27 protein-coding genes are annotated in these 24,693 nt (G+C 65.2%); 16 read left to right on the forward strand and 11 right to left on the reverse strand.

The annotated features are described in order from the left end of the window. Window positions 1–43: 43 nt before the first annotated feature. Window positions 44–268, reverse strand: coding sequence for a DUF465 domain-containing protein (locus Q0949_RS04330; protein ID WP_299368958.1), 225 nt, complete (start codon window positions 266–268; stop codon window positions 44–46). Between the two features lie 159 nt (window positions 269–427). Here Q0949_RS04330 and Q0949_RS04335 point away from each other — a divergent pair, with 159 nt between their 5' ends. The 4 genes from Q0949_RS04335 to Q0949_RS04350 are packed head-to-tail and all read left to right on the forward strand — an operon-like array spanning window position 428 to window position 3,011. Further along, window positions 428–838 (forward strand): Hsp20 family protein, encoded by a 411-nt coding sequence (locus Q0949_RS04335; RefSeq protein ID WP_299368960.1) that lies wholly within the window; start codon window positions 428–430, stop codon window positions 836–838. Window positions 839–841: 3 nt separating this feature from the next. Then, window positions 842–1,066, forward strand: coding sequence for a DUF1150 family protein (locus Q0949_RS04340; RefSeq protein ID WP_299368961.1), 225 nt, complete (start codon window positions 842–844; stop codon window positions 1,064–1,066). Further along, window positions 1,066–2,142, forward strand: coding sequence for a hypothetical protein (locus Q0949_RS04345; protein WP_299368963.1), 1,077 nt, complete (start codon window positions 1,066–1,068; stop codon window positions 2,140–2,142). The genes Q0949_RS04340 and Q0949_RS04345 overlap by 1 nt, the downstream gene beginning before the upstream one ends. Further along, on the forward strand, window positions 2,142–3,011 hold the full coding sequence (locus tag Q0949_RS04350; protein WP_299368965.1) for a PhzF family phenazine biosynthesis protein: 870 nt from the start codon (window positions 2,142–2,144) through the stop codon (window positions 3,009–3,011). Before Q0949_RS04345 ends, Q0949_RS04350 begins: the two co-directional genes overlap by 1 nt. Window positions 3,012–3,069: 58 nt before the next feature. Here the strand turns inward: Q0949_RS04350 and Q0949_RS04355 are convergent, their stop codons facing one another. The 3 genes from Q0949_RS04355 to trxB form a co-directional block, all read right to left on the reverse strand. After that, on the reverse strand, window positions 3,070–5,172 hold the full coding sequence (locus tag Q0949_RS04355; RefSeq protein WP_299368967.1) for a bifunctional sulfate adenylyltransferase/adenylylsulfate kinase: 2,103 nt from the start codon (window positions 5,170–5,172) through the stop codon (window positions 3,070–3,072). Between the two features lie 106 nt (window positions 5,173–5,278). Continuing rightward, window positions 5,279–6,955, reverse strand: a complete 1,677-nt coding sequence (locus tag Q0949_RS04360) for an adenylate/guanylate cyclase domain-containing protein (protein ID WP_299368969.1) — start codon at window positions 6,953–6,955, stop codon at window positions 5,279–5,281. A gap of 73 nt (window positions 6,956–7,028) precedes the next feature. Beyond that, window positions 7,029–7,994, reverse strand: a complete 966-nt coding sequence (gene trxB, locus Q0949_RS04365; protein ID WP_299368971.1) for a thioredoxin-disulfide reductase — start codon at window positions 7,992–7,994, stop codon at window positions 7,029–7,031. Window positions 7,995–8,188: 194 nt separating this feature from the next. On the opposite strand from trxB, the gene Q0949_RS04370 reads away from it, so the two are divergent. Beyond that, window positions 8,189–8,689, forward strand: a complete 501-nt coding sequence (locus Q0949_RS04370; protein WP_299368972.1) for an Lrp/AsnC family transcriptional regulator — start codon at window positions 8,189–8,191, stop codon at window positions 8,687–8,689. A 33-nt stretch (window positions 8,690–8,722) separates the two neighbouring features. Here the strand turns inward: Q0949_RS04370 and Q0949_RS04375 are convergent, their stop codons facing one another. The 5 genes from Q0949_RS04375 to lgt all read right to left on the reverse strand — a co-directional run bounded on the left by Q0949_RS04375 (window position 8,723) and on the right by lgt (window position 12,815). Further along, complete coding sequence (locus tag Q0949_RS04375) at window positions 8,723–9,502, reverse strand: Hint domain-containing protein (RefSeq protein WP_299368974.1); 780 nt, start codon at window positions 9,500–9,502, stop codon at window positions 8,723–8,725. Window positions 9,503–9,727: 225 nt separating this feature from the next. Further along, window positions 9,728–9,868, reverse strand: coding sequence for a hypothetical protein (locus Q0949_RS04380; RefSeq protein ID WP_299368976.1), 141 nt, complete (start codon window positions 9,866–9,868; stop codon window positions 9,728–9,730). Between the two features lie 243 nt (window positions 9,869–10,111). Then, a complete protein-coding gene (gene pgeF, locus Q0949_RS04385) occupies window positions 10,112–10,867 on the reverse strand; it encodes a peptidoglycan editing factor PgeF (protein WP_299368978.1) in 756 nt (251 codons plus the stop codon). After that, complete coding sequence (locus Q0949_RS04390; protein ID WP_299369496.1) at window positions 10,864–11,925, reverse strand: SAM-dependent methyltransferase; 1,062 nt, start codon at window positions 11,923–11,925, stop codon at window positions 10,864–10,866. The genes pgeF and Q0949_RS04390 overlap by 4 nt, the downstream gene beginning before the upstream one ends. Further along, the gene (gene lgt / locus Q0949_RS04395; RefSeq protein ID WP_299368980.1) at window positions 11,922–12,815 is read right to left on the reverse strand and encodes a prolipoprotein diacylglyceryl transferase; all 894 of its coding nucleotides are present in this window, start codon (window positions 12,813–12,815) and stop codon (window positions 11,922–11,924) included. Before lgt ends, Q0949_RS04390 begins: the two co-directional genes overlap by 4 nt. A gap of 96 nt (window positions 12,816–12,911) precedes the next feature. Here lgt and Q0949_RS04400 point away from each other — a divergent pair, with 96 nt between their 5' ends. The 5 genes from Q0949_RS04400 to Q0949_RS04420 all read left to right on the forward strand — a co-directional run bounded on the left by Q0949_RS04400 (window position 12,912) and on the right by Q0949_RS04420 (window position 16,087). Continuing rightward, window positions 12,912–13,148, forward strand: coding sequence for an accessory factor UbiK family protein (locus tag Q0949_RS04400; protein ID WP_299141687.1), 237 nt, complete (start codon window positions 12,912–12,914; stop codon window positions 13,146–13,148). Between the two features lie 311 nt (window positions 13,149–13,459). Beyond that, window positions 13,460–13,960: a YbjN domain-containing protein gene (locus tag Q0949_RS04405; protein WP_299368982.1), complete on the forward strand. Its 501-nt coding sequence runs from the start codon at window positions 13,460–13,462 to the stop codon at window positions 13,958–13,960. Window positions 13,961–13,990: 30 nt separating this feature from the next. Next, the gene (gene proC / locus Q0949_RS04410) at window positions 13,991–14,803 is read left to right on the forward strand and encodes a pyrroline-5-carboxylate reductase (RefSeq protein ID WP_299368984.1); all 813 of its coding nucleotides are present in this window, start codon (window positions 13,991–13,993) and stop codon (window positions 14,801–14,803) included. After that, a complete protein-coding gene (locus tag Q0949_RS04415; protein ID WP_299368986.1) occupies window positions 14,796–15,134 on the forward strand; it encodes a tRNA-binding protein in 339 nt (112 codons plus the stop codon). Before proC ends, Q0949_RS04415 begins: the two co-directional genes overlap by 8 nt. Further along, on the forward strand, window positions 15,131–16,087 hold the full coding sequence (locus Q0949_RS04420; RefSeq protein ID WP_299368988.1) for a D-glycerate dehydrogenase: 957 nt from the start codon (window positions 15,131–15,133) through the stop codon (window positions 16,085–16,087). Before Q0949_RS04415 ends, Q0949_RS04420 begins: the two co-directional genes overlap by 4 nt. 161 nt (window positions 16,088–16,248) lie before the next feature. On the opposite strand, the gene Q0949_RS04425 is transcribed toward Q0949_RS04420, so the two are convergent. After that, on the reverse strand, window positions 16,249–16,827 hold the full coding sequence (locus Q0949_RS04425) for a thymidine kinase (RefSeq protein WP_299368990.1): 579 nt from the start codon (window positions 16,825–16,827) through the stop codon (window positions 16,249–16,251). Window positions 16,828–17,278: 451 nt separating this feature from the next. Here Q0949_RS04425 and Q0949_RS04430 point away from each other — a divergent pair, with 451 nt between their 5' ends. From Q0949_RS04430 to Q0949_RS04440, 3 genes are all read left to right on the forward strand, one after another. After that, complete coding sequence (locus tag Q0949_RS04430; protein WP_299368992.1) at window positions 17,279–17,737, forward strand: hypothetical protein; 459 nt, start codon at window positions 17,279–17,281, stop codon at window positions 17,735–17,737. A 22-nt stretch (window positions 17,738–17,759) separates the two neighbouring features. After that, the gene (arsH, locus tag Q0949_RS04435) at window positions 17,760–18,461 is read left to right on the forward strand and encodes an arsenical resistance protein ArsH (RefSeq protein WP_299369498.1); all 702 of its coding nucleotides are present in this window, start codon (window positions 17,760–17,762) and stop codon (window positions 18,459–18,461) included. 154 nt (window positions 18,462–18,615) lie between these two features. Next, a complete protein-coding gene (locus Q0949_RS04440) occupies window positions 18,616–20,532 on the forward strand; it encodes a patatin-like phospholipase family protein (RefSeq protein WP_299369500.1) in 1,917 nt (638 codons plus the stop codon). Here Q0949_RS04440 and Q0949_RS04445 read toward each other — a convergent pair. After that, on the reverse strand, window positions 20,493–21,620 hold the full coding sequence (locus Q0949_RS04445; RefSeq protein WP_299368994.1) for a beta-ketoacyl-ACP synthase III: 1,128 nt from the start codon (window positions 21,618–21,620) through the stop codon (window positions 20,493–20,495). The two genes, Q0949_RS04440 and Q0949_RS04445, sit on opposite strands and share 40 nt — an antisense overlap. Window positions 21,621–21,770: 150 nt before the next feature. Here Q0949_RS04445 and Q0949_RS04450 point away from each other — a divergent pair, with 150 nt between their 5' ends. Genes Q0949_RS04450 through Q0949_RS04460 form a run of 3 tightly spaced genes read left to right on the forward strand, consistent with a single transcriptional unit; the run spans window position 21,771 to window position 24,668 of the window. Continuing rightward, window positions 21,771–22,793, forward strand: a complete 1,023-nt coding sequence (locus Q0949_RS04450) for a pyridoxal-phosphate dependent enzyme (RefSeq protein WP_299368997.1) — start codon at window positions 21,771–21,773, stop codon at window positions 22,791–22,793. Beyond that, on the forward strand, window positions 22,790–23,935 hold the full coding sequence (locus Q0949_RS04455; RefSeq protein WP_299368999.1) for a Xaa-Pro peptidase family protein: 1,146 nt from the start codon (window positions 22,790–22,792) through the stop codon (window positions 23,933–23,935). The genes Q0949_RS04450 and Q0949_RS04455 overlap by 4 nt, the downstream gene beginning before the upstream one ends. 1 nt (window position 23,936) lies before the next feature. Next, window positions 23,937–24,668: an Asp/Glu racemase gene (locus Q0949_RS04460; RefSeq protein ID WP_299369001.1), complete on the forward strand. Its 732-nt coding sequence runs from the start codon at window positions 23,937–23,939 to the stop codon at window positions 24,666–24,668. Window positions 24,669–24,693 lie beyond the last annotated feature (25 nt).

Below are 24,693 nucleotides of genomic sequence, written 5' to 3' on the forward strand. Positions count from 1 at the left end.
GCGCGCACTATAGCCAGATCGCCCCCCGGCGCAATGGCCGGTATCAGGCGATGATATCGGGGGTCAGACGGTCTTCAATGACCGCGATCTTGTCCTTGAGCCGCAGCTTTTTCTTCTTCAGCCGCTGCACCGTCAGCTGATCCGCCGTGCCCTTTTCCTGCAACGCCCGGATCGCCTCGTCCAGATCGCGGTGCTCGCTGCGAAACACCTCAAGCTCGATGCGCAGCACGTCATCGGTTTTCATCGAGATGTCGGACGGTGCGTTCATGGTGCGAATCCAGGCAGTTGGGCAATCCTTAATATAATCATCACCATCCCTCACGCCTAGACCTTGTTCCGGACATGGTTTCTGCCCATATTTACCGCATCCGCTGCCGTTTCAGGGGCGGGACCTGACTGTCGCTTGATATACCTGAGGACGTGTCGCATGACGAAAATGACTTTGGCTTCCTATCCCCACATGCTGGGATTTGAACAACTCGAACGGCTGCTTGAGCGTACCGCCAAAAGCAGTGAAGGCTACCCGCCGTTCAACATCGAACAGACCTCCGACTGCTCTTACCGCATCACGCTGGCCGTGGCCGGCTTTGGCGAACAGGACCTGTCGATCACGGTCGAGGACCGCCAACTGGTGATCCGGGGCCGTCAGGCCGATGACAGCGAGGGACGCGTGTTCCTGCACCGCGGCATCGCCGCCCGCCAGTTCCAGCGCAGCTTTGTGCTGGCCGACGGGGTCGAGGTGGGCGAGGCCGTGATGGAAAACGGCCTGCTGCACGTGGATCTGACCCGCGCACAACCCGAAACCGTCGTCCAGACGATCAACATACGGAAAGGATAAGTCATGCATACACCCTTTGATTTGAACGCCGATGTGGGCCGAATGGTATATGTCAAACCGGTCCTCGTGACCGACCTGCCGCGCGAGGTGCGCGATCAGGCCGAGGGGCTGGAACTGCTCTTTGCCGTACACGACGCCGAAGGCCAGCAACTGGCGCTGGTGGCGGATCGCAAGATGGCCTTCGCCCTCGCGGTCCAGAACGACTACGCCCCGCAACCGCTGCACTGATGCGGTGTGCCCTGGCCCTTGCCCTCGCGGTATGGGCCGGGCCTTTGGCCGCGCAGGATGGTGTGGCCTGTCTGCAAAACCAACTGGCCGCCCTTGGCCATTATCCGGGGCCTGCCGACGGCACCATGCGCCCGTCAGTGCGGGCGGCGGCGGCACAGGTGGACCAGGTCCCCGGCCTGCCGGACCTGCGCCGCCGGACCGCCACCAGCTGGTGCCGCGAGATCGGCCGCACAAACCCCGACATGCGCGCCTTCTGGCCAAGCGAACAGGACCCCCTGATCCTGACCGAAGCGCCTGCCGATGCGGATCTGTTGCGCGCCACGCTGGACCGCGTGCGCGCCTATTTCCGGGACAGTCACGACATCGAACTCGCCACTGCCGTGGCCGTCATCGGCTCTGCCGACCCGGCGACGTTCGATCCGGCCATCGCCCGCGTGAACGCTGCCCAACAGCGACCGGGCCGCGCCAAACCCGTGGACACCACCCGCTTTTGCCCCGAACGCGGGGTCGGCGGCGCGGCCAACCGGGCCTATGTGATGTTCTGCTGGTCCGACACCATCGCCCAAGGGGGCTGGTCGCCCGAAGACACCGCCCGCCTGGCCAAGGTGATGGCCCATGAATACACCCATCAGGTCCAATATGCGTTGGCCGCCGACGACCCTGCGCAAAAGGTCGATGGAGCTTGGGCGCTCGGCCCTCACTGGATGGTCGAGGGTGTCGCGGAACTGGTGGAATGGCAGTTCGACAGCGACCGGATACTGGCCGACGGGCCTGCGCTCTTTGATCTGCAAACCGCTGCGCGCCGCAGCCGCCTGACGCTGGATCAACTGTCCGCCCATGGCACCGTGCGCGACAGCGAGGCTTACGGCGTTGCCCGCTTTGCCGCCTATCTGCTGGCGCAACGGCACGGAATGGCCGCGCTCTTTGACTATTTCCGTGCATTGGGCCGGGGCATGGATCAGGCGCAGGCGTTCCAGGCCACGTTCGACCAATCCCCAGCCGCCTATGCGGCCTTGTTCGAAACCCTGCGCCGTGACTATGGTGCCGCCCGACGGTTTGGGCGCGAGGATCGCTGATGCAATATGATGTGGATTGGGTGGACGCGTTCTCGGACCGCGCCTTTGGCGGCAATGGTTGCGCGGTGGTGCATGGTGGTGCGACGCTGGACGACGCGACCTGCATGGCCTTCGTGCGCGAAACCTCCCTTGTCGAATGCACCTTCCTCGGCCCCTCTGATGTGGCGGATGTGCGCGTCCGCTATTTCCTGGCCAGCCGCGAAATCCCCTTTGCGGGTCACCCTACCGTGGCCTCCGTCGCGGCCCTGCGGCACCGGGGCCTGATCGGCGACGGCCCCCTCACACTCGAAACTGGGGCAGGGGTGGTGCAGGTGATAGCGGACGGCATGGCCGTGCGCATGACGCAAGTCGCCCCGACCTTTGGCGCGCAACCCGCACCTGAACTTGTGGCCGCCGTGGGTGGCATCGCGGCCTCCGACATCCTGCACCCGCCCCGCGTCGTCTCCACCGGCCTGCCGTTCTGCATCACCGTCCTGCGCGATCAGGCGACATTGCGCGCCCTGCGCTTCGATATGACCGCCTTCCGCGCCTATCTGGACGCGCTGGGCGTGCACGGCACAGATGTGATGGAGCCGTTCTGGGTCACCCTCGACGGCGCCACCGCCACCGGCCACACCTTCTCGCGCCTGCTGATGGCCCCGCCCAGCCCGCCAGAGGACCCGTTCACCGGCTCCGCCACCGGGGCCATGGCCGCCTATCTCTGGTCCGAAGGGCTGATCGACAGCCCCGCCTTCACCACCGAACAGGGCCACGATCTTGGCCGCCCCGGTCAGGCACAGGTCGAGGTGCTGGGCCCCCGCGACGCCATCACCGGCGTGGTGGTCGCGGGGAAGGCGCATGTGCTGATGTCCGGCACGCTCCACCTCTGAACGCGAAAAAGGCGCGCCTGGTGAGAGGCGCGCCTTTCAAATCTTGCCAATCGGTCGCTTATTGCGCCGAAATCAGGCCCATGCTCTCCAGCTTCAGCAGAACCTGGTGCGCACAGTTGTCCACATCCACATTCTCTGTCTCAACGCTCAGCTCGGGGTTGGCAGGCACGTCGTAAGGGTCCGAAATCCCTGTGAATTCCTTGATCTTGCCCTCACGCGCCAGCTTGTAGAGACCCTTGCGGTCGCGACGCTCGCACTCTTCGATCGACGTGGCCACGTGCACCTCGACAAAGGCACCAAAGGCTTCGATGTCCTCGCGCACGGCCCGGCGGGTCGAGGCATAGGGCGCGATGGGCGCACAGATCGCGATCCCACCGTTCTTGGTGATCTCGGATGCCACATAGCCGATGCGGCGGATGTTCAGGTCACGGTGCTCTTTCGAGAAACCCAGCTCTGACGAGAGGTTTTTCCGCACGATGTCCCCATCCAGCAGCGTCACGGGACGGCCACCCATCTCCATCAGCTTGACCATCAACGCGTTCGCGATGGTGGACTTGCCCGACCCGGAGAACCCGGTAAAGAACACGGTGAAACCCTGCTTGTTGCGCGGCGGCTTGGTGCGGCGCAGTTCCTTGACCACCTCGGGGAACGAGAACCACTCGGGGATCTCCAGACCTTCGGCCAGACGACGGCGCAGCTCGGTGCCCGAGATGTTCAGGATGGTGATGTCATCCTTGTCCTTGATCTCGTCGATGGCTTCGTATTGCGCACGCTCCGACACCCAAACCATGTGTTTGAAGTCGACCATCTCGATGCCCATTTCTTCCTGATGCTCGCGGAACAGGTCCTGCGCATCATAGGGGCCATAGAAATCTTCGCCCTGGCTGTTCGAACCGGGGCCCGCGTGGTCACGGCCGACGATGAAATGGGTACAGCCGTGGTTCTTGCGGATCAGACCGTGCCAGACCGCCTCGCGGGGGCCGGCCATCCGCATCGCCAGATTCAAAAGCGACATGGACGTGGTGGCCGCCGGATACTTGTCCAGAACCGCCTCATAGCAGCGCACGCGGGTAAAGTGATCAACGTCGCCGGGCTTGGTCAAACCCACAACGGGGTGGATCAGCAGGTTGGCCTGTGCCTCGCGTGCCGCGCGGAAGGTCAGCTCCTGGTGGGCACGGTGCAGCGGGTTCCGGGTCTGGAACGCCACAACCTTGCGCCAGCCCATCTTGCGGAAATAAGCGCGCAATTCGTTGGGCGTGTCGCGACGGGCGCGGAAATCATAGTGCACAGGCTGCTGGATGCCGGTCACCGGGCCACCCAGATAGATGTCGCCCGCGGTGTTGTGCAGGTAGTTGACGGCAGGGTGCGCGCTGTCATCGGCGCCAAACACCTTCTCGGCCTCGTGCGCCTTGTTGGGGGCCCAGCGGTCCGTGACGGTCATGGTGGCGAGGATCACACCTTCCTGATCGCGCAGGGCGATGTCCTGACCGATCTCGAGGCTGTCCGCAAATTTCCCGTTCACGTCCAGCGTGATGGGCATCGGCCACAGCGCGCCGTCCACAGTGCGCATCGTGTCGACGACACTGTTGTAATCGGCCTCAGACAGGAACCCCTTGAGCGGGTTGAACCCGCCGTTCATCAGCAGCTCGAGGTCACAGATCTGGCGCGGTGTCAGGTCCCAGCTCACCAGATCGGCGGCTTCGACCTTCAGCTTTTGGGCGCTGTCATAAGAGACATACAGCTCCGGGATCGGCGCGAGGTTGTTTTCCATAAATTTGGTCCTGTATTTCAAAGGGTTGAAACCGGAAGTCGTTCCGGTCAGTTCGGAATAAAGGGCATCGTATTCCGCAAATTTCCGGGTCAGGAAACTGTCGGTCAGCCGGTTTTTCTCGGCGGCACCACGTGTGGTCAGCGCATAGGAGTAGCGCTGGCGCTTGTCGGGGCCGTCATGCCCGCCAACCTTGACATATCCCGCCGCCGTGGCATCGCGCAGCAGCGCGTTCAGGCGGCCCAGCGACACGCCGATGGCCTGGGCCGTCGACCGCTGCGACGCCTGCGGGGCCAGATCAAGCTGGCGCAACAGGCGGAACAGCTGGTCCTCATGGTCCGGGCTTGCCTTGACGGCGACGCTTGGCGCTGGATGAGACTCAGTTGCGTTCATGCGTGAACACATGTCAGAAAAAGTATGTTCACGAAAGAACAAACTTTATCCCTGCGACGATTTTGAACATCGTGGTTAAAACGCAACGGTCCCGAATGGGGCCGGATCAGACATGTGCGCGCAGACCTGCGGCGTCCGCCGCCAGCGTCAGGGGCAGGGCCTCCAACGGCGCCTCGCGCCCCCGCAGGCTCAGCGCGACAAGGCCCCCCTCGGGCGCGGCCATGCCCGCGGCCTCCAGCGTGTCGATGGACAACAGCGCCTGCACGCCCATCGCCTTGGTCTCGCTTTCCAGCCGCGAGGCGAAATTCACCGTGTCCCCGATCAGGGTGCGCGGGGCCTGACCCGCCGCGCCGATCTCGCCCAGCACCACAGTGCCCAGATGCACACCAATGCCAATCGACACCGGCGCGCCGCCTTCGCTGGCCAATGTGGCGTTGAACCGGTCAAGCGCGGCCCCGATGCCCTGCACCGCCTCGATGGCGGCACGGGCCGAACTGTCGGCGCTGTCGGTCTCGAACACCGCCATCAGCCCGTCGCCCATATACTTGTCCACCGTGCCGCGTGCCGCGACAATGGGCGGCACGATCTGGTCAAAGAACCGGTTCAGCAGGAACACCACGTCATAGGGCAGCTGCCCGTCGGTGCGCGCGGTAAACCCGCGCATGTCCAGAAACAGGACGGCCAGCCGCGCCTCCTTGCCCTGGCTCGCATGGGCACGCCCCTTCTTGCCGTCGCGGTCAAAGACGCGGAACACGGTCACCGGCGCGGTGGGCCGTACCTGGCACGCGAGCCGCGCATTGGGCGGCGCGCCCACGGCGGCGAGGCTGCGGCGCTCGGCCTCCGACGCCGGGGGCAGATCCTCCAGCCCGTCCTCAATGATCACCCGGCAGGTCGTGCAGCGGCCCCGGCCCCCGCACAGGGCGGTGTGGGGCACGCCGCTGGCCTGCGATGTCTCCAGAATGGTCTGGTTGCGCGGTGCCCGCACTGACGGCCCGTCGACATAATGCACGCGGATCGGCTTGGCGATGGCCGCCACGATGCGCCGCAGCGCAAACCCCGCCGCCGCCGCCCCCAGCACCGCATAGACCACATAGCTCGTGTTGGTGGCGGCCATGTCCAGCCGCGCAAACCCGGCGGCATCGGGCCAGTTCCACGCCGCATGGGCCGCCGCCTCGGCCCGCGCATCGCTCAACAGCCCGTCAATCACCCGCGCGAACACCACAAATCCCATCAGCGACAGTGTCGGCACCAGAACGGCAAGCCCGAACATCACCGGCAGCCAGCGTCGCCACCAGTCGGTCAGCCGCAGCCACATATGCAGCCCGATGCACCCGTGCACCCACGTCACCAGCAGCAGAACCGCCTGGCCCCAGCCATCCTGCGTGCCCCAGATCAGCCGCGTCACATAGCCCAGCATCGTGTCCACGCCCAGCATCTCGTACGCGCCACGGGTATAGATCATGTGATCCACCAGCAGCAGCGGGATCAGCACGCCAAGCCCGATCTGCACCCAGTCCCGCACCGGCATCCGCAGCGTCCGACCCGTGACGACCTTGGACAGCGACAGCACCATATGCGCCAGCAGCGCGGCCCCGATCACCACCGTACCGGGCAGCGACCGCGTCAGCCACAGCCGCGCATCCTGAAACACGTCAAACGCCGTGGGCGAAATCAGAACGGTGGCGATGTTGAGAAGATGCAGCGTCACATAGCCCATCAGGATCAGCCCCGATGCAATCCGCACCCGGGCCGCCCAACTGCCGCGCCACAACACATGTGTCATGCCTGACCTTCCCTTGCCACGCTTCATTCGTGGCCGCGCGCGCGCCCCCGGTCAAGCCAATAGGGGCTCCGCCTCACTCGGCGGCCAGATCCGCGGCGTCCTCGACCTCGGCCAGAAACCGCTCCGCCTCAAGTGCTGCCATACAGCCCATGCCCGCCGACGTCACCGCCTGCCGGTACTTGTGATCGGTCAGGTCGCCCGCGGCAAAGACGCCCGGAATGGAGGTTTCGGTGCTGTCGGGCTTGGTCACGACATAGCCGCCCATATGCGTCTCCAGCACGTCCTTGACCAACTCGTTGGCAGGCGCGTGGCCGATGGCGACAAACACACCCTTGGCGGGGATGTCGGTGATCTCGCCGGTCTCCACATGCTTGACCTTGATGCCCTCGACACCCAACGGGCTGTCGGTGCCATACACTTCCTCAAGCTGGTGGAACCACAGCGGCTCGATCTTGGGGTTCTTCATCAACCGGTCCTGCAGGATCTTCTCCGCACGCAACTCGTCGCGGCGGTGCACCAGCGTCACCTTGGACGCGAAATTGGTCAGGAAAAGCGCCTCTTCGACGGCCGTGTTGCCGCCACCGATCACCACGATCTCCTGTCCGCGATAGAAAAACCCGTCACAGGTCGCACAGGCGCTGACGCCAAATCCTTTGAACTTCTCTTCCGACGGCAGGCCCAGCCACTTGGCGCGCGCGCCCGTCGCCAGGATTATCGCATCCGCCACATATTCCGTGCCGCTGTCGGACTGCGCCACGAACGGACGGCGCGAGAAATCCACCGACGTGATGATGTCGCCGATGATCTCACAGCCCATCGCCTTGGCGTGGTCCTGCATCCGCACCATCAGGTCCGGCCCCTGCACCTCGGTGTCACCGGGCCAGTTCTCGACTTCCGTGGTGGTGGTCAGCTGACCGCCGGGCTCAATGCCCTGCACCAGAATTGGGTCCAGCATCGCACGGCTCGCATAAACGCCCGCAGTATATCCCGCAGGACCCGATCCGATGATCAAAACCTTTGTCCGTTTTGTGTCGGCCATGTCGCACCCCCGATGCAGCTTGATTGAGCAGTCCACCCGATATAGACGCAGCCCGCGCCGGTTTGAACCCTGATATTGGGCAGCCGGGTTGCACAGAATGCAAGCATTCGGATTTCACAATATTGCGCAATTGCGAAACAATATTGCGCATAACGCCGGGGCTGTTATAACAACCGCAAAATAAAGGGGCGCTTATGGCAAGCACGCGACTCGATCCCATTGATCGCAAGATTCTGGCGGAATTGCAGGCCGATGGCCGCATGACCAATGTTGAACTGGCCAAACGGGTGGGCATCTCGGCACCACCCTGCCTGCGCCGCGTGCGCACGCTCGAGGAAAATGGCTATATCCGCGGCTACCACGCCGACGTGGACAGCCACGAATTGGGCTTTGAGGTACAGGTGTTCGCCAATGTGGGCCTCGGCAGTCAGGCCGAGGCAGACCTCAGTGCCTTCGAGGACCGCTGCCGCGAATGGCCGCTCGTGCGCGAATGCCACATGCTGAATGGTGAGGTGGACTTCATCCTCAAATGCGTGGCCCCCGACCTCTCAAGCTTCCAGAGCTTTCTGACCGGCGAACTGCTGACCACGCCCAATGTGGCCAGCGTCAAGACGTCGCTGGTGATCCGGCAGGCCAAGGACGCGCCCGGCGTGCCCTTTGACGTGCTCGAGGACCGGCTGGCCAAATCCGCCTGACACCCGGCAGCTGACACCGGGCGCGTGGCGGGATCACCCCGCCTGCGCAATATCCTCTTCGGGCGCGCGCGGATGCGCCAGCGGCCCGAAATCCGTCACGTGGGCGATATGCGGGAACATCGACAGGAACAGGTCGCGCTGGGCGTGGGTCACCTGACGGGTCGCCGCCATGCCGGGATGGAACGTCTCCATCGCGATTCCGCCCACATCGATGGCCGCATGGCGCGACAGGCAGATATGGAACAGGCGCACCGGGGTGGGGGGCACAACCTCGATCACGTTGACCCCGTCGACAAAGGCACTGGCCGGCGTCAACAGCGGCGCACCGCCCGTGGTGCCGCGCAGATGCGCAGGCGTCTGCAACAGGCGCGCGCCCGGTCCCACCGTCACAAAGGACGCAGGCCGCGATTGCCCGAAACTATCTGCCATGATCCGGATCAGCGGCATCCGCCGCCCCGCATCCGCAGGCACGAAATTCGACGACCCGATCCACAGCACCTGCGCCGGATCACCCGCGGTGGTGTTCAGCCAGTCACCGGGTTGCAGGTCCTCGATGGCGACACTGCCCTCGGGGCTCGACAGCACCACGCCGCGCGCAAAGGCGGAAAAGGCGGATTCGAACAGCGGCAGGGCGGGCGCCTTGAACGTCGCGATGCTGCGGCTGCCATCGGCGCGGATCGCGGCGACCTCGAAACTGCGCAGCGCGGCCGTGTTGGATTGGGTCATCGGGGACGCAAACCGGTCATAGGGTGTGCGGCTGGCACGCAGGGTTGCGTCAGCGCGGGGCACGCGCAGGGCGATGGGACGAGTCATATGTAACCTCATAAATCTGGTCACATCTGTGCCGGCCCCCACCAGCGACGACAGATGGAATGTGTCCATGTGTCAAAGTGATGGTGGATAATTTGGTGAATTCCTTCAAATTGTCAAAATTCACCGGACATTAACGTCAAAAAGCGCACCAATGGCGCGCCTTTTTCCGGAATTGTCCACGCACGCATAGGCTGTGCGCCACAATTTGATTCTACGAGGGTCGGCTCAGGCCGTCTTGCGCAGCTCCAGCGCGCCCTTGCGCTTGGCGATGAACGCCGCCCGGCGTGTGCCGCGTGCCCATGGCATCTGGGGGGTCTGCTCTTGTGCTGTCTTGACGACAGAAGTGACAAAGCGGGTGGTCTTCATATGTTTGGTCCTGTGCTCGATCTCTGTACCGGGTCTTTTGCCCGGCTCATGGACATATTGGCGGGCCAATCCGGCAGGTTTGCGGCGCAGGTGCAGAAACTTTTCAGAAAATTGGCGCGGTCTGCCGCGAACTGTGGCGCGGCCCAAACCCCAAGTTTTCAAAAGGGTCCGGCGGCGCGGCCCGCCGCCGTCACGGCCGAATGAGGCAAAACCACGCCGCGCGCCGCCGCATTTGCGCCCGGATCACAGCACGATGGCCGAAATCAGCCGCCCGTAATCGGGGTCCTTGGCGTGGACCGACCTGCGGTAGGAATAGAACCGGTCGGGGTCGTAATAGGTGCAGTGCCGGGTCCACTCCGCCGATCCCACGCCCGCCGCGCGCAGCCGCGCCAACCCGTATCCCGGCAGGTCGAAATGCATCCGGTCGCCGTCACCGCCCGCAAAGAACCGCGTGTTCTCGGGGTCTTCGTCCAGAAAGATGTCAAAGAACTCCGGCCCGACCTCATAGGCGCGCTGGCTGATCGACGGGCCGATCACCGCGGATATGTCCGACCGCGCGGCCCCCAGCGCGACCATCGCATCCACCGTCGCCTCCAGCACACCGGCCTGCGCCCCTTTCCAGCCCGCATGGGCCGCACCGATCACACCCGCTTCCGGGGCGCTGAACAGCACCGGCTGGCAATCTGCGGTCAGAACCGACAACGCCACGCCGGGCGTGGCCGTGACCAGCGCGTCGGCCTTTGGCTTGGGGTCCTGCGGCGCCTCCATGTGGATGACGTCCGGGGAATGCACCTGATGCACCGCGGCCAGCATCTGTGGGCCCACGCCCATCGCGTCCGCCGCGCGGGCGCGGTTTATGGCCACGATCTCGGTCTGGTCCGAACTGCCCGTGCCACAGTTCAACCCTGCGAAAATCCCCGACGACGCCCCGCCCTTGCGGGTGAAAAAGCCGTGGCGCACAGGGCCAAGGCTGTCTGCGGTGAGGATTTCAAGGGTCATGGCAACAATCCGGGCGGCGGGGCAGCGGCGGGGGGATAGATCCCCAGCACCTTGAACAGGTTTCCCATTTCCTCGGGATGCGTCAACCGCCGATGTGCGGCGATATGGCTGTCAAGCGCTGCTCCGGCCAGATTTGCGGCAAGCGCGCGGGCGCGGTCGGTGATGCCCAGCCGTTCGAGGAACACGCCCTGCGGGGTCAGACGACTGTGCGCGGCCGGGGCCGAGGCGCGGGCAAGTGCCTCGAAATCCACATGCGCGGTCAGGTCTGCACTGCCCGGGGCGGCCAGCGGATCCACCGGGCTGTGAGCGCGCAGCGCCTGCAACGTGTCGCCCTGGCTGCGCCAGTCGCCATAATCGATGATCACCGCCGCGCCGCCCTCTGCCGCGATCTGCGCGCCAATACGGGCCACGACGCCTGCGGCCAGTGCGCAGGTCTCCACGATGTCGCCCTCGGCGGTGTCCTCCAACCGGTGCGCCAGCGTGGCCTGCGGGCCAACGGGCGACCAGCCAAAGCGCAACCTGTCACCTTCCAGCCCCACACAGCGCTCGCGCCAGCCCGCGCCTGCGCGCTGGAACTGCCGCACAGGCAGCGCATCAAAGAATTCATTGGCCAGCAGGAACAGCGGCCCAGCGGGCAACGCATCCACGTGATCCACCCAAGCCACGTCCATGCCCGCCAGCGCGTCCTTCTGGCGCGCGCGCAGGGCAGGCGACACCTCGACCAGCACCACGCGCGCGGCCTCGGCAAAGCCGGGCACCCGGCCCGCCGCCCGCAGCGCATCGGCCATAAGCGTCCCCCGACCGGGGCCCAGCTCCGCCAGCACAAAATCGGGCGGCGCCCCCTGATCCAGCCAGGCCTGCGCGAGGCTCAGGCCCATGAGCTCTCCGAACATCTGGCTGATCTCGGGGGCGGTGGTGAAATCCCCCGCAGCACCCAGAGGATCGCGGGTCGTGTAATAGCCCTTGGTCGGGTGCAGCAGCGCCGTCTCCATGAAATCGGCCACGGTGATCGGGCCCGCCGCGGCAATCCGCTGCGCCAGATCCGCGCCAAGGCTCATGCCAGCGGCGGCCGGGCGCGGGCCCGTAGGATCAGCCACGCGCCAATCAGGATCATCGGCAACGACAGGATCTGTCCCATGGTCAGGCCATAGCCGCCCATCTGCCAGGCCAGCCCCAGCGGATTGCCCTCTGACACGAACTGCGCATCCGGCTGGCGCACGAATTCCACCGCGAACCGCGCCAGACCGTACCCCGCCAGAAAGGTGCCGCAGACCAGACCGGGCCGCTTGTAGGCCCCGCGCCGCCACACCATCCACAACAACAGCACCAGCAGGACGAACCCCTCGAGGAATGCCTCGTAAAGCTGCGAGGGATGGCGCGCACAAACGCCCGCCACTTCGGGACAGAACTGCGCCGCGCGGCCCGGAAAGGCCACGCCCCAGGGCATGTCCGTCGGACGCCCCCACAGCTCTGCGTTGATGAAATTTGCAAACCGCCCCAGCAATAGGCCCGGCGGCACACCCAGCGCGATGGCATCCGCGGCACTCAGCCGGTTGATCCCGTGCCGCCGCGTATAAAGCCACGCGGCCAGGATCACCCCCAGCGCGCCGCCGTGAAAGGCCATGCCCCCCTCCCAGATCGCGATGATCGACAGCGGATCGTCCAGATAGGCACCGGGCTGGTAGAACAGCACGTAACCCAGCCGCCCGCCCAGCAGCACGCCCAGAATGATCCAGGTCAGCATGTCCTCGATCTGCGCGGGCGTCATCACAGGCGTCTGGCCGGGCCACAGACGTGGTGCCTTGACCGTCATCACCACCAGCCGCCAGCCGATGATGATCCCCACGATATAGGCCAGCGCATACCAGCGCAGGGCAAATTCCATGCCAAAGGCGGTGATGGTAAAGATCTCGGGCGAGATGTCGGGAAAGGGGATCATGGCGTTCATCTGCGTCTGAATGCCCCTGTGTTAGGCCAAGGTCAACCTTGCTTGGGGGGCGGATGCACCCCATATAGAGGGTGCGTTTGAACGGGAGACGACACCATGCAGGCACGCGGCAAGATTTTTGACGACATTTCGCAGTTGATGACCAACGCGATGGGCGTGGCACAGGGCGCGCGCGAAGAGGCGGAAACGGCGATGAAGTCGATGATGGACCGCTGGCTCGCGGACCGCGATTTTGTCACCCGCGAGGAATTCGACGCGGTGCGCGCAATGGCGCAGAAGGCGCGCGAAGAGAACGAGGCGCTCAAGGCCCGGATCGAAGCGCTGGAAAAGTAACCAAACGGCGGCGCTGCCGCGCCATTCCATATTCTGCAAGCGGATGATGATCGCCCGGTGTTCGGACCGGGCGTTTTTTTGTGGCCGGGTGCGCGCGCACGCCGTGCCAGCGGCATGCCTCTATTTTGGTGTTAGTTCAGAGTTCTCCCCAACTTATTGAGGTTATCCCCAAATAAAGGGTTGCCAGATGGCGGCGGCACGGTCACCATATCTGGTAGAGGCACGGGGGATCGCCCCGAGATCTCAGAGCAGGCACCTAGCGCTTGGGGCGCTGCCAGCCCCAATCGCTACAGCGAATAAGAGGTGGCGACATGGCCCTTTCCGAGCAGTTCCTGGAAGATGAAATTCACCCGATTGATATCGTCGAACATCTGGCGGAGCATCACGAGTGGGATTTCGACCGCATTGCGGATGATCAGATCGCGATGGCGGTGGAAGGGCAGTGGCGGACGTATTCGCTCACGCTGGCCTGGTCCGGCTATGACGAGACATTGCGCATGGTCTGCACCTTCGAGATGGAGCCGCCCGAAGAGAAGCTGGCGGGGCTGTACGAGTTGCTCAACCACGTGAATGATCAATGCTGGGCGGGGTCGTTCACCTATTGGGAAGAGCAGAAGCTGATGGTCTATCGCTATGGTCTTGTGCTCAGCGGTGGCCAGATGGCCAGCCCCGAGCAGATCGACACCATGATCGGTGCCGCCGTGATGAGCGCGGAGCGGTATTATCCCGCCTTGCAGCTGCTGATCTGGGGGGATCGCACTCCGGCGGATGCCATGCAGGTTGCCATTGCAGAGGCCTATGGCCGGGCGTAACCTGAGCCCCTGATAAGACGGGGGGTATCCATGAAAGACACAGAGATCGCGGCGCGGGGCCTTGTGCTTCTGGGCTGCGGCAAGATGGGGTCGGCGATGCTGGCCGGGTGGCTGGAACGTGGTCTGCCCGAGGACAGTGTCTGGGTTCTGGATCCGCACCCATCCGATTGGGTGCAGTCGCTGGGCGTGCATGTGAATGCAGGCGTGCCAGAGGCGCCTGCCGTCGTGCTGATCGCGGTCAAGCCGCAGATGATGGGCGATGCCCTGCCGACGCTTGCCGCACTGGGCGGGGGCGACACGGTCTTTGTCTCTGTTGCGGCGGGCACGCCGCTGGCGGCGTTCGAGGCGGCCTTTGGTGCGGCCACGCCCATCGTGCGCGCCATGCCCAACACGCCCGCGGCCATCGGGCAGGGGATCACCGCGATCTGTGCCAATGCCGCCGGTCAATCCGCGCTGGGCATGGCAGAGGCGTTGCTGTCCGCCGTGGGCGATGTTGTGACGCTGGAGGGCGAGCACCAGATGGATGCCGTCACCGGGGTCAGCGGGTCGGGCCCGGCCTATGTCTTCCATCTGATCGAGACGCTGGCTGCGGCGGGCGAGGCACAGGGCTTGCCCGCGCCGCTGGCGATGCAGCTGGCCAAGGCGACGGTCGCGGGTGCGGGCGCGCTGGCCATGCGGGCCAGTGAGGACCCCGCACAGCTGCGGGTCAATGTGACCAGCCCCAACGGGACAACGCAGGCCGCGCTTGAGGTGCTGATGGACGCGGCGCAGGGCTTTCCCGCGCTGATGCCGCGAGCGGTTGCGGCGGCGACGGACAGATCGAAGGAGCTTGCCCGTGGCTGAGATCGACTTTGACGATTTTTTGAAGGTGGACGTGCGGGTCGGGCGTGTGGTGCGGGCCGAACCCTTTCCCGAGGCGCGCAAGCCCGCGATCAAGATGTGGATCGATTTCGGGCCTGAACTGGGGGAAAAGAAGACCTCGGCCCAAGTGACGGTGCACTACGATCCTGCCACGCTGGTGGGGCAGCAGGTAATGGCGGTCGTAAACTTTCCGCCGCGCCAGATCGGGCCGTTCATGTCCGAGGTGCTGGTGCTGGGCTTTCCTGATGCGGACGGGGCGATCGTGCTGGCGCGCCCCGACCATGATGTGCCCGAGGGGGGGCGGTTGCATTGACTCGGATCTGGATCACGCGGCCTTTGCCGGATGAGGTTGTCGCGGCGGCGCGCAAGCTCTGCGACGACGTGGTTGTTCGCGAGAACACGATGCCGCTTGAACCCGACGAGTTGCGCGCGGCACTGACCAATTTCGACATCGTCCTGCCGACGCTTGGGGATCAGTTCTCGGCCCAGGTCTTTGCCGATGTGGCGGCGCCCCGGTGCCGGTTGCTGGCGAACTTTGGCGTGGGGTTCAACCATATCGATGTGGCCGCGGCGCAGGCCGCGGGGGTGACGGTGAGCAATACGCCCGGTGCAGTGACGGATGCGACGGCGGATATCGGGGTGATGCTGATGCTGATGTCGGCCCGCCGGGCCGCCGAGGGCGAACGGCTGGTGCGCGCGGGCGACTGGGCGGGCTGGCACCCGACGCAGATGCTGGGCCTGCACATGTCCGGCAAGCGCGTGGGCATCGTCGGCATGGGACGGATCGGGCAGGCGATTGCGCGGCGCTGTCATTTCGGGTTCGGGATGGAGGTGCACTATGCCAACCGGTCGGCCAAGACGCTCGACTTTCCGGCCGCGCGGGCGGAGACGCTGGAGGAACTGGCGGGCCGGGTCGACTTTGTCGTGGTGGCCGTGCCGGGCGGGGCGGAGACGCGCCACATGATCGGCGCCGCGACATTTGCCGCGATGCAGCCGCACGCGCACCTGATCAACATCGCGCGCGGCGACGTGGTGGACGAGGCCGCGCTGATCACCGCGCTGGAGACGGGGCAGATCGGGGGCGCGGGGCTGGATGTTTATGAGCGTGAACCGGAGGTGCCCGAGGCACTGCGGGCGCTGGACCGGGTGACGCTCTTGCCGCATCTGGGCACCGCGGCGCTGGAGGTGCGGACGGCGATGGGGCTGATGGCGGTGGACAATATTGCCGCGTTCTGTGCAGGCGATCGGGTGCCGAACGCGGTCTGAAACGGGGCGCTGTCCCCGCGGGGACAGGGCGTGCGCGGGCTTTGCGATTTGGCAATGCCTGCGCATTTTTCCAACAGGATCAATGCCGTGCGCAGCGCACGCCTCGCTAGTCCGCCGTTAACCAGACATCCGGCAAGATGACGCCCGACCGGGCGCGGGGGTCAGGTGGCGGTGGCCGCGCGCCAGTGGCGGCGGCAGAGCGAAACATAGGTTTCATTGCCGCCAATCTGCACCTGCGCACCATCGGTGACGGCCTGGCCGCTGCTGTCCTGACGGATCACCATCGTCGCCTTTTTCCCGCAATGGCAGATCGTGCGGACCTCGCGCATTTCATCGGCAAGGGCCAGCAGGGTGGCGGAGCCGGGAAAGAGCTTGCCCTGAAAATCCACACGCAGGCCATAGCACATGACGGGCACGTTCAGATCATCGACGGCGCGGGCCAGTTGCCAGACCTGGTCTTCGGTCAGGAACTGCGCCTCGTCGACAAAGACACAGGCCACCGGGCCCTGCGCCAGCCGGGCCTCAAGCCGGGCAAAGAGGTCATCGCGGGTATCAAACGTGTCGGCCTCGGCCTCGATCCCGATGCGCGAAGCGATGCGCCCCGCACCTGCGCGATCATCGAATCGCGCGGTCAGCAGATAGGGCGCCATGCCGCGTTCGCGGTAGTTGTGCGCGGCTTGCAGCAAAACGGTCGATTTGCCCGCGTTCATGGTGGAGTAGTGAAAGTAAAGCTTCGCCATGGCGGGCTGCATACTGCGCAGCCCGTGCCGGAACAAGGGTCGGGACGTGTGAAACAGGGGGGGCAGTGCGGGCGGGACCGGTGACCTCGCGTGCATTGGGTTGCACGTCTTGAAGACCACCGGGCCGCTTCGGCACCAAGGGCACTTAGGCCGGGCAATCGAGCGGCAAAGCTCTTTTGGGGATGGCGCCCGACCTGTTACTCGTAACCTCCGACAGACCCACCAAACCTGCTGCTGGCTTGCGCCAGCCTGCCGCCCCCACACGACAAAGGTTGTTGGTGGGCCCCACCCGGACCCGATGCTGGGGGCACCGGGTACTCGTTACGTCCCGAAAACCGATGGGACGATTAAAGGAATGACATTTCAATCGTCTGCAATTAATGGGAAAAGACCTGTCAGGTTCCCCACACTTTTGGTTGAATCGTCGGACGGGGTAATGAGGGATGGGCGCATGGCCGGAGAAGGCAGCTATTTGAAGAAGCACACCGAGGCGCTGGTGAAGGATGTGGGCATCGAGCCCGCCTGTGCCGCGACGGGCAAATCGAAGGCGACGCTGGGGCGGTATTATTCCGACAATCCCGAACATGCCGACCGGTTCATGCCCATCGATGCGGTGGTCGCATTGGAGAAGGTGGCGGATTATCCGCATGTCACCAGCGCGCTGGCCGAGTTGCAGGGCATTTCGCTGAGCCATGACGACCGGCGGCCCAATTCCGAACGCTCTGGCGGGGTGAACAGCGACGTGATCGCGCTGAGCCAGCGGTTTGCCATGTTGATGAGCGAGTATCAGCAATCCATCGAGGACGGGATCATCACCGTCAACGAGGCCAAGCGTCTGCTGAAGGAGACGACGCTGTTGCAGCAGGTGTTGATCGACATGAAGCTGCATCTGGAAGAAGAGAGTGGCTGAGCCATCCCGCGGGGACGATGGATTGCCTGCACTGGTCGCGGCGGCCTTGCCGGCGATTGATGTGGAGGTGCTGCGGGCGCCGGATGATCCGGGCCATCCGCCGCGTATTCTGCTGTTGTACGGGTCGTTGCGGGCGGAGAGTTATTCGCGCCGTGCCGCGGAGGAAGCGGCGCGCGTACTGCGTCATCTGGGCTGTGAGACGCGGATGTTCGATCCGGCGGGCCTGCCGCAGGTGGATGGCGATGACGGGACCCATCCGAAGGTCGTGGAGTTGCGGGAGCTGGCGGTCTGGGCCGAGGGCATGGTGTGGTCGAGCCCGGAGCGTCACGGGGCGATGACCGGTCTTATGAAGAGCCAGATCGACTGGTTGCCTTTGTCGTTGAAGGGGGGCATCCGGCCCACGCAGGGAAAGACGCTGGCGGTGATGCAGGTGTCGGGCGGGTCACAGAGTTTCAATGCGGTGAACCAGATGCGCATCCCTGGCCGGTGGATGCGGATGGTGACGATCCCCAACCAGTCAAGCATTGCCAAGGCGTGGCTGGAGTTTCAGGACGGGCGTTTGCCGGCAGGGCCGTTTTATGCCCGTGTCGTGGACGTGATGGAGGAGCTGGTCAAGTTCACCTGGATGGTGCGCGGGCGGTCGGCGTATCTGGTGGACCGCTATTCGGAGCGCTGCGAGAGCGTCGAGGATGTGCATGTACGGGTGTCGTTGAAGGATATCTAGCCGTCGGGTGGGACTGTTTTTCCGCGTGGCGGAAAAAGGCGCCCACCCGCCGACCCTTGGCCGGGGCGCCACGTTTTGCGTGGGTCATTGTGGGTTGTTTCGACGTGATCGGTTGGTAGAGTTTTACCCAGTGTGAGGGGGCGGCTGTTTCTTGGTGGACGAGGTTGGGCATACCGAGCTGATTGCTCTGTTGCATGGTATCGATGGGTTCAGTGTTCTGGCGCCTGATGTGCTGGAGCAGATGGCGGCCATGTCCGAGTACCGCATGGTGCCGCGCGGGGCGGCGTTGATCCACGAGGGGGCCGCGGCGGACAGTTTGTATATCGTGTTGCGGGGACGGTTTACCGTGTTGGCGGCGGGCCGTGCGATTGCAGAGATCGGCATGGGCGAACCCATTGGAGAGCTTGCGTTTTTTGCCGGTGGCGTGCGGACGGCAACCGTGGTTGCGGCGCGGGACAGTTCGGTGATGTGCCTGACGCGCGGGGCCTATGATGCGCTGGCCGCGCGGACCCCTGCGCTGGCCAATGGTATTCTTGCGGCGGTGTCGCAGCGGTTGTCGCGGACGGTGGCGGCGAGCCCGGTTTTGCGGCCGCAGGCGGGCCAGGTCTGTGCTGTTTTTCCGGCGGCGGACCTGCCGCTGGATCCGGGATTTGTGGACGGTGTGAGGGCGGCCTTTGACGGGGAGCCGTCATGGCGGGTGCTGGAGCCTGCGGGCTGTCCGGAGGAGGTGGTGGGCGACCGGGTGGCGCTGGCGCGGTGGCTGGATGCGCAGGAGGCGGCCCATGGCAAGCTGGTGCTGCTCTGCGTGGATACGGAGGCGTATCCCGTCTGGGCGCAGGTCACGGCAAACAATTGCGACATGGTGATGCTGGTGATGCCGAAAGGGGCCACTTTTGGGCCGGGCGATGCGCCGTCGGTGTTCGAGCGCGGTGTGTTTGATGCGACGCTGTCGGCGCATGTGCAGCTGGTGCTGCACCGTGACCGGAGCACCGACAGTACCGCGGGCACGGCACGGTGGCTGGAGGGGAGGCCCGTGGGGTTGCATCACCATGTCGCGCTGGACAGTGCGGCGGATTTCGCGCGGCTGGGCCGGTTCATCCGGGGCGAGGCGGTGGGGCTTGTCATGTGTGGGGGCGGTGCATTCGGGACCGCGCATCTGGGCGTGGTGAAGTCCCTGCTTGAGAACGGCTATGCCTATGATTTCGTGGGCGGAACCAGTGTCGGGGCGGCGATGGGCGGGGCGCTGGCCATCGGGCTGCACCCGGATGACATCATGGCGCAATGCGAAGATATCTTTATCAAGTCCAAGGCCATGTCCCGGCTGACGGTGCCACGGTATTCGCTGTTGGATCACCACCGGCTGGATGAGGCGTTCAAGCGGCATTACGGGGCCTTTGATGTCGAGGATCTGCCGGTCAACTTCTTTTCCATTGCCACGAACCTGACCCATAACGACGTGACCGTCATCCGCACCGGTCCGCTGTGGCAGGCGGTGCGGGCGTCGACGGCGATACCGGGGGTGTTCCCGCCTTTCGTGCGCGGCGACGGAGAGGTCCTGATTGATGGGGGGCTGATCGACAATGTCCCGTTGACCGCCATGCGGGATCTGAAACCGGGGCCAAACATCGTGCTGAATTTCATGCCGGGCAAGCCGTGGACGGTGCGGGCGAAATACGAGGACCTGCCCAACCGGGTGGAGGCGCTGGGCGCGCTGCTTCGGGGGCCAAAGAAGGGTGCGCCGCGCTATCCCAGCGCTTTTGCGGTGTTGCAGCGGGCGATGGTGGTCAATGCGCGCAAGCTGTTGCGACAGATTGATTTCGGCAGTGACGTGCTGCTGAATATCTCGGTTTTGCAGGGTATGAGCTTTATGAGCTGGAAGCGGGGGCGCGAACTTTTTGATGCGGCCTATGCGCAGATGGCGGGCGTGTTGGCGCAGACCCCGGACCGGGGCGATCCGCTGGAGCGGTTGCGGCGCGCCGCTTGCGAGATCAACACCGATATCGTGGAACCGGACGCGGCGCGCGGCGCGCCTCAGCCGCGGCGTTCGACAATCACCGAGCCAACCGAGTAACCAGCGCCGAACGAGCAGATGATGCCTGTATCGCCCGGTGCCAGGTCATCCGAGTTCTGTGAAAACGCGATGATCGACCCGGCCGAGGACGTATTTGCATAATCCTGCAGGATGTTGGGCTGTTCCCCGGGGCCGGGGTCGCGGCCGAGGACCTTTTTGCCGATGAAATCGTTCATCGACTTGTTGGCCTGGTGCAGCCACAGGCGTTTGAGCTGGTCCGCGCCCAGCCCTTCGTCGGCCATGTGGCCCGCGATGTGCTGACTGACCATGGGCAGCACTTCCTTGAACACCTTGCGGCCGTTCTGCATGAACTGCATGTCGCGCCGGTCGGCAAGGCCATCGGGGCGCGAGCGGCGCAGGTAGCCGTTGTTGTTGCGGATGTTGTTGGAAAATTCGGTGGCACAGCGGGTGGACTTGATTTCGAAACAGGGGCCTGCGGCGTCTTCGGCGCGTTCGATCAGAGTGGCGGTGGCCACGTCACCAAAGATGAAGTGGCAGTCGCGGTCGCGCCATTCGAGGTGGGCCGAGCAGATTTCCGGGTTCACCACCAGCGCCGAGCGGATCGAGCCGGAGCGCACCATGTCGGCGGCGGCCTGAATGCCGAAGGTGGCAGAGGAACAGGCGACGTTCATGTCAAAGGCAAAGCCCTGCACGCCCAGCAGGTCCTGGATTTCGATGGCGACGGCGGGGTAGGCGCGTTCGAGGTTGGAGGCGGCACAGATCACGGCGCCCACATCGGCGGCTGTCTTGCCCGCGGCCTTGAGCGCCTTTTGCGCGGCATCCACGGCCATTTCGGCCATGATCGACGGCTCGTCATCGCCGCGTTGGCGCAGGAGCGGGTGCATGACGTCCGGATTCAAAACGCCCGCCTTGTCCATTACGTAGCGGCGTTCGATGCCGGAGGCCTTGAGGATGAACTCTTCGGAGGAGTGGGGTTTGGCCTCGACCTCGCCGCGCGCAATGGCGTCGGCATGTTCGGCGTTGAACTTGTCCGCGTAGGCGTTGAAGGCCTCGACCAGTTCGGCGTTGGAGATCGACAGGTCGGGCGTAAAGACGCCGGTGCCGGTGATGGCGGGAGTGAAAGACAAGGCGCGCCCCTTTAGGCTTGTTTGCGCAAACTTATCCATGGGGCGTGGGGGCTGCAAGGTTTTGCGGGCAAGTGCCGTAACGGCGTTTGGCTTGTGCGGTGGGGCGTGTCGGCGCAAGGTGCGGGTCGGGCCAGAGAGGAAAGGGGCACAATGGAGCGTATCGAGAACCCGTATCGAGGTGAGGGGTTGGGCGGCATGGATGCCGTGCCGTATCCATCCGAGGATGCGGCGGCACCGCGGGCGTTGCTGGGCCGGTGCCCTGTGGCGGGGGTCACGCCCCTGGTTGCTGTGCCGGGTCTGGCGCGGGGTCTGGGTGTGGCGGAGGTCCATATCAAGGACGAACGGGGACGTATGGAACTGGGCAGTTTCAAGGCGCTGGGCGCGGCCTATGTGATTGCCTGTGACGCAGAGGATGGCACGGCGCGGGGCCAGACCTATGTGACGGCGAGTGCAGGCAATCACGGGTTGTCGGTGGCGGCGGGGGCGGCGGCCTTTGGCGCGCGTGCGGTGATATTCCTGGCCGAGACGGTGCCGGAGGCCTTTGCCGACCGGTTGCGCGGGATTGGCGCAGAGGTGGTGCGTGCGGGTGCCGATTACGAGGCGAGCATGGAGGCCGCCATGGCAGAGGCGGAGGCGCGCGGTGCCGTGCTGTTGTCGGACAGTTCGTGGGACGGGTATTTCGTGCGACCGCATCGGTTGATGGAGGGGTATAACGCGTTGATGGCAGAGGTGTTTGACCAGATGGACGCCCCGCCCACGCATCTGTTCTTGCAGGCAGGTGTTGGTGGTCTGGCGGGTGCCGCGGCGGCGATGGCGCGGGGCACCTGGGGGGCGGATGTGCATATCACCGTGGTGGAGCCTGCCGCGGCGCCTGCGCTGATGGCGTCGGTGCAGGCGGGCCGCGCGGTGGAGGCACCGGGGCCGGTGTCGGCGATGGGGCGGCTGGACTGCAAGGTGCCGTCGCTGATTGCATTGCGCGGGTTGGCGCGGGATGCGGATGCGTTCATGACCATCACCGAGGACGAGGGGTTTGCAGGCGCGCAGGCGGCGGCGGATCATGGGTTTGACAGCACGCCGTCCGGGGCGGCGGGGCTGGCCGGGGCGCTGGCGGGGCCGGACCTGCCCGGCGATGCGCGGGTGCTGGTGATCCTGTCGGAGGGGCCCGAGGCATGACATTCGAGGTTGCCGAATACGAGGCGCGGCTGGCGCGGGCGCAGGGTCTGATGGCGGCGGCGGGGCTGGATGCGCTGATGCTGACGACAGAGCCGGAGGTGCGCTATTTCACCGGGTTCCTGACGCGGTTCTGGGAAAGCCCCACGCGGCCATGGTTCCTGATCGTGCCTGCGCGCGGCAAGCCGGTGGCGGTGATCCCGTCCATCGGTGCGCCGCTGATGGGGGCCACGTGGCTGGACGATATCCGCACGTGGCGCAGCCCGGATTACGAGGACGACGGTGTGTCGCTGGTGGCCGCGACGCTGGCCGATCTGGTGCCTGCGGGGGGCGTGATCGGTGTACCAAGTGGCCCCGAGACGCATTTGCGCCTGCCGCTCGACAGCTGGCACGCGCTGCACGCGGCGCTGCCCGACCGGACGTTTGGGGGTGATGCGGGCGTGATGCGCCGGTTGCGGATGATCAAGTCGGAGGCCGAGATCGACAGGATCCAGATCGCCTGCGCCATTGCCGATGCGGCCTTTGCCCGCGTGCCGGAGATCGCGGCGGAAGGCGTGCCGCTGTCACAGATCTTTCGCCGGTTCCAACTGCTGTGCCTGACCGAGGGGGCCGATTGGGTGTCCTATGTGGCGGGCGGCGCGGGGCCGGGGGGCTATGGCGATATCATCGCGCCCGCGACGGACGTGCCGCTGGCGGCGGGCGATGTCCTGATGCTGGACACCGGCGTGGTGCGCGACGGGTATTTCAGCGATTATGACCGCAACTGGTCCGTTGGCCCGCCCGACGGCCAGACCGCCGAGGCTTATGCACGGCTGATCGACGCCAGCGACAGCTCTCTTGAGATCGCGCGCCCCGGCATCCGCGCCTGCGACCTGTTTCACGCCATGGACAAGGTGCTGACCGACGGCGCGGGCGGGTCGGACGCCGGGCGCTATGGGCATGGGCTGGGCATGCAGTTGACCGAATGGCCGTCGCTGATCCCTGCCGACGAGACGGTGCTGGAGCCGGGCATGGTGCTGACGCTGGAGCCGGGGCTGGAACTGGCCCCCGGCCGCACCATGGTGCACGAGGAAAACATCGTGATCACCGATGATGGTGCGGCCTATCTGTCGGTCCCGGCGCCCAGCGAATTGCCGGTGATCTGACATGGCCTATGCCTACACCCGCGCGCCGGAGGAGAGGCCCAAACTGGGGCTGATCGCCCTTCAGGCCGACCGCACGATGGAGGATGACTTTCGCCGCCTGATGCCCGCCGATGTCAGCGTGCTTGTGTCGCGCGTGCCGTCCGGTCTGGAAGTCACCCCCGACAGCTTGGCAGAGATGGAAGGACACCTGAGCGCCTCTGCCGCGCTGTTTCCCGATGGCCATGGATTTGACGTGATCGGCTATGGCTGTACCTCGGCCACGGCGCAGATCGGGGCCGCAGCGGTGGCGGATCAGGTGCGCAAAGGGGCCGAGACGGCGCATGTGACCGACCCGGTTACGGCCCTGATCGCGGCCTGTGCTGCCGCTCAGGCGCGCCGGATCGCCATCCTGTCGCCCTATGTGGCGTCGGTGTCGGACCGGCTGCGCGATGTGCTGGCGGCGGCAGGCATCGACACGCCGACCTTCGGCAGCTTTGACGAGGCCAACGAGGCAGCGGTGGCGGGGATCGACGCGGCCTCCATCACCGCGGCGACGCTGGACATGATGCAGGGCGTGCAAGTGGACGCGGTATTTCTGTCCTGCACGAACCTGCGGACGCTGGATGTGATTGGCCCGTTGCAGGCGCGGCTGGGCGTGCCGGTGTTGTCCAGCAATCTGGTGCTGGCCTGGCACATGCTGCATCTGGCGTGGCAGGGCCCGGGGCAGCCGGGTGGTTTGCTGGGCCTGAAATAACGAAATTCGCGCAGCGCCTTGTGTC

The sequence above is a fragment of the uncultured Tateyamaria sp. genome (assembly GCF_947487805.1).
Classification (GTDB): domain Bacteria; phylum Pseudomonadota; class Alphaproteobacteria; order Rhodobacterales; family Rhodobacteraceae; genus Tateyamaria.

Excerpts from the sequence above, each read along its gene's own strand:
- Q0949_RS04330 (WP_299368958.1), bottom strand. The coding sequence starts at position 268 with ATGAACGCACCGTCCGACATCTCGATGAAAACCGATGACGTGCTGCGC.
- Q0949_RS04335 (WP_299368960.1), top strand. The coding sequence starts at position 428 with ATGACGAAAATGACTTTGGCTTCCTATCCCCACATGCTGGGATTTGAA.
- Q0949_RS04340 (WP_299368961.1), top strand. The coding sequence starts at position 842 with ATGCATACACCCTTTGATTTGAACGCCGATGTGGGCCGAATGGTATAT.
- Q0949_RS04345 (WP_299368963.1), top strand. The coding sequence starts at position 1,066 with ATGCGGTGTGCCCTGGCCCTTGCCCTCGCGGTATGGGCCGGGCCTTTG.
- Q0949_RS04350 (WP_299368965.1), top strand. The coding sequence starts at position 2,142 with ATGCAATATGATGTGGATTGGGTGGACGCGTTCTCGGACCGCGCCTTT.
- Q0949_RS04355 (WP_299368967.1), bottom strand. The coding sequence starts at position 5,172 with ATGAACGCAACTGAGTCTCATCCAGCGCCAAGCGTCGCCGTCAAGGCA.
- Q0949_RS04360 (WP_299368969.1), bottom strand. The coding sequence starts at position 6,955 with ATGACACATGTGTTGTGGCGCGGCAGTTGGGCGGCCCGGGTGCGGATT.
- trxB (WP_299368971.1), bottom strand. The coding sequence starts at position 7,994 with ATGGCCGACACAAAACGGACAAAGGTTTTGATCATCGGATCGGGTCCT.
- Q0949_RS04370 (WP_299368972.1), top strand. The coding sequence starts at position 8,189 with ATGGCAAGCACGCGACTCGATCCCATTGATCGCAAGATTCTGGCGGAA.
- Q0949_RS04375 (WP_299368974.1), bottom strand. The coding sequence starts at position 9,502 with ATGACTCGTCCCATCGCCCTGCGCGTGCCCCGCGCTGACGCAACCCTG.
- Q0949_RS04380 (WP_299368976.1), bottom strand. The coding sequence starts at position 9,868 with ATGAAGACCACCCGCTTTGTCACTTCTGTCGTCAAGACAGCACAAGAG.
- pgeF (WP_299368978.1), bottom strand. The coding sequence starts at position 10,867 with ATGACCCTTGAAATCCTCACCGCAGACAGCCTTGGCCCTGTGCGCCAC.
- Q0949_RS04390 (WP_299369496.1), bottom strand. The coding sequence starts at position 11,925 with ATGAGCCTTGGCGCGGATCTGGCGCAGCGGATTGCCGCGGCGGGCCCG.
- lgt (WP_299368980.1), bottom strand. The coding sequence starts at position 12,815 with ATGAACGCCATGATCCCCTTTCCCGACATCTCGCCCGAGATCTTTACC.
- Q0949_RS04400 (WP_299141687.1), top strand. The coding sequence starts at position 12,912 with ATGCAGGCACGCGGCAAGATTTTTGACGACATTTCGCAGTTGATGACC.
- Q0949_RS04405 (WP_299368982.1), top strand. The coding sequence starts at position 13,460 with ATGGCCCTTTCCGAGCAGTTCCTGGAAGATGAAATTCACCCGATTGAT.
- proC (WP_299368984.1), top strand. The coding sequence starts at position 13,991 with ATGAAAGACACAGAGATCGCGGCGCGGGGCCTTGTGCTTCTGGGCTGC.
- Q0949_RS04425 (WP_299368990.1), bottom strand. The coding sequence starts at position 16,827 with ATGGCGAAGCTTTACTTTCACTACTCCACCATGAACGCGGGCAAATCG.
- Q0949_RS04430 (WP_299368992.1), top strand. The coding sequence starts at position 17,279 with ATGGCCGGAGAAGGCAGCTATTTGAAGAAGCACACCGAGGCGCTGGTG.
- Q0949_RS04450 (WP_299368997.1), top strand. The coding sequence starts at position 21,771 with ATGGAGCGTATCGAGAACCCGTATCGAGGTGAGGGGTTGGGCGGCATG.
- Q0949_RS04455 (WP_299368999.1), top strand. The coding sequence starts at position 22,790 with ATGACATTCGAGGTTGCCGAATACGAGGCGCGGCTGGCGCGGGCGCAG.
- Q0949_RS04460 (WP_299369001.1), top strand. The coding sequence starts at position 23,937 with ATGGCCTATGCCTACACCCGCGCGCCGGAGGAGAGGCCCAAACTGGGG.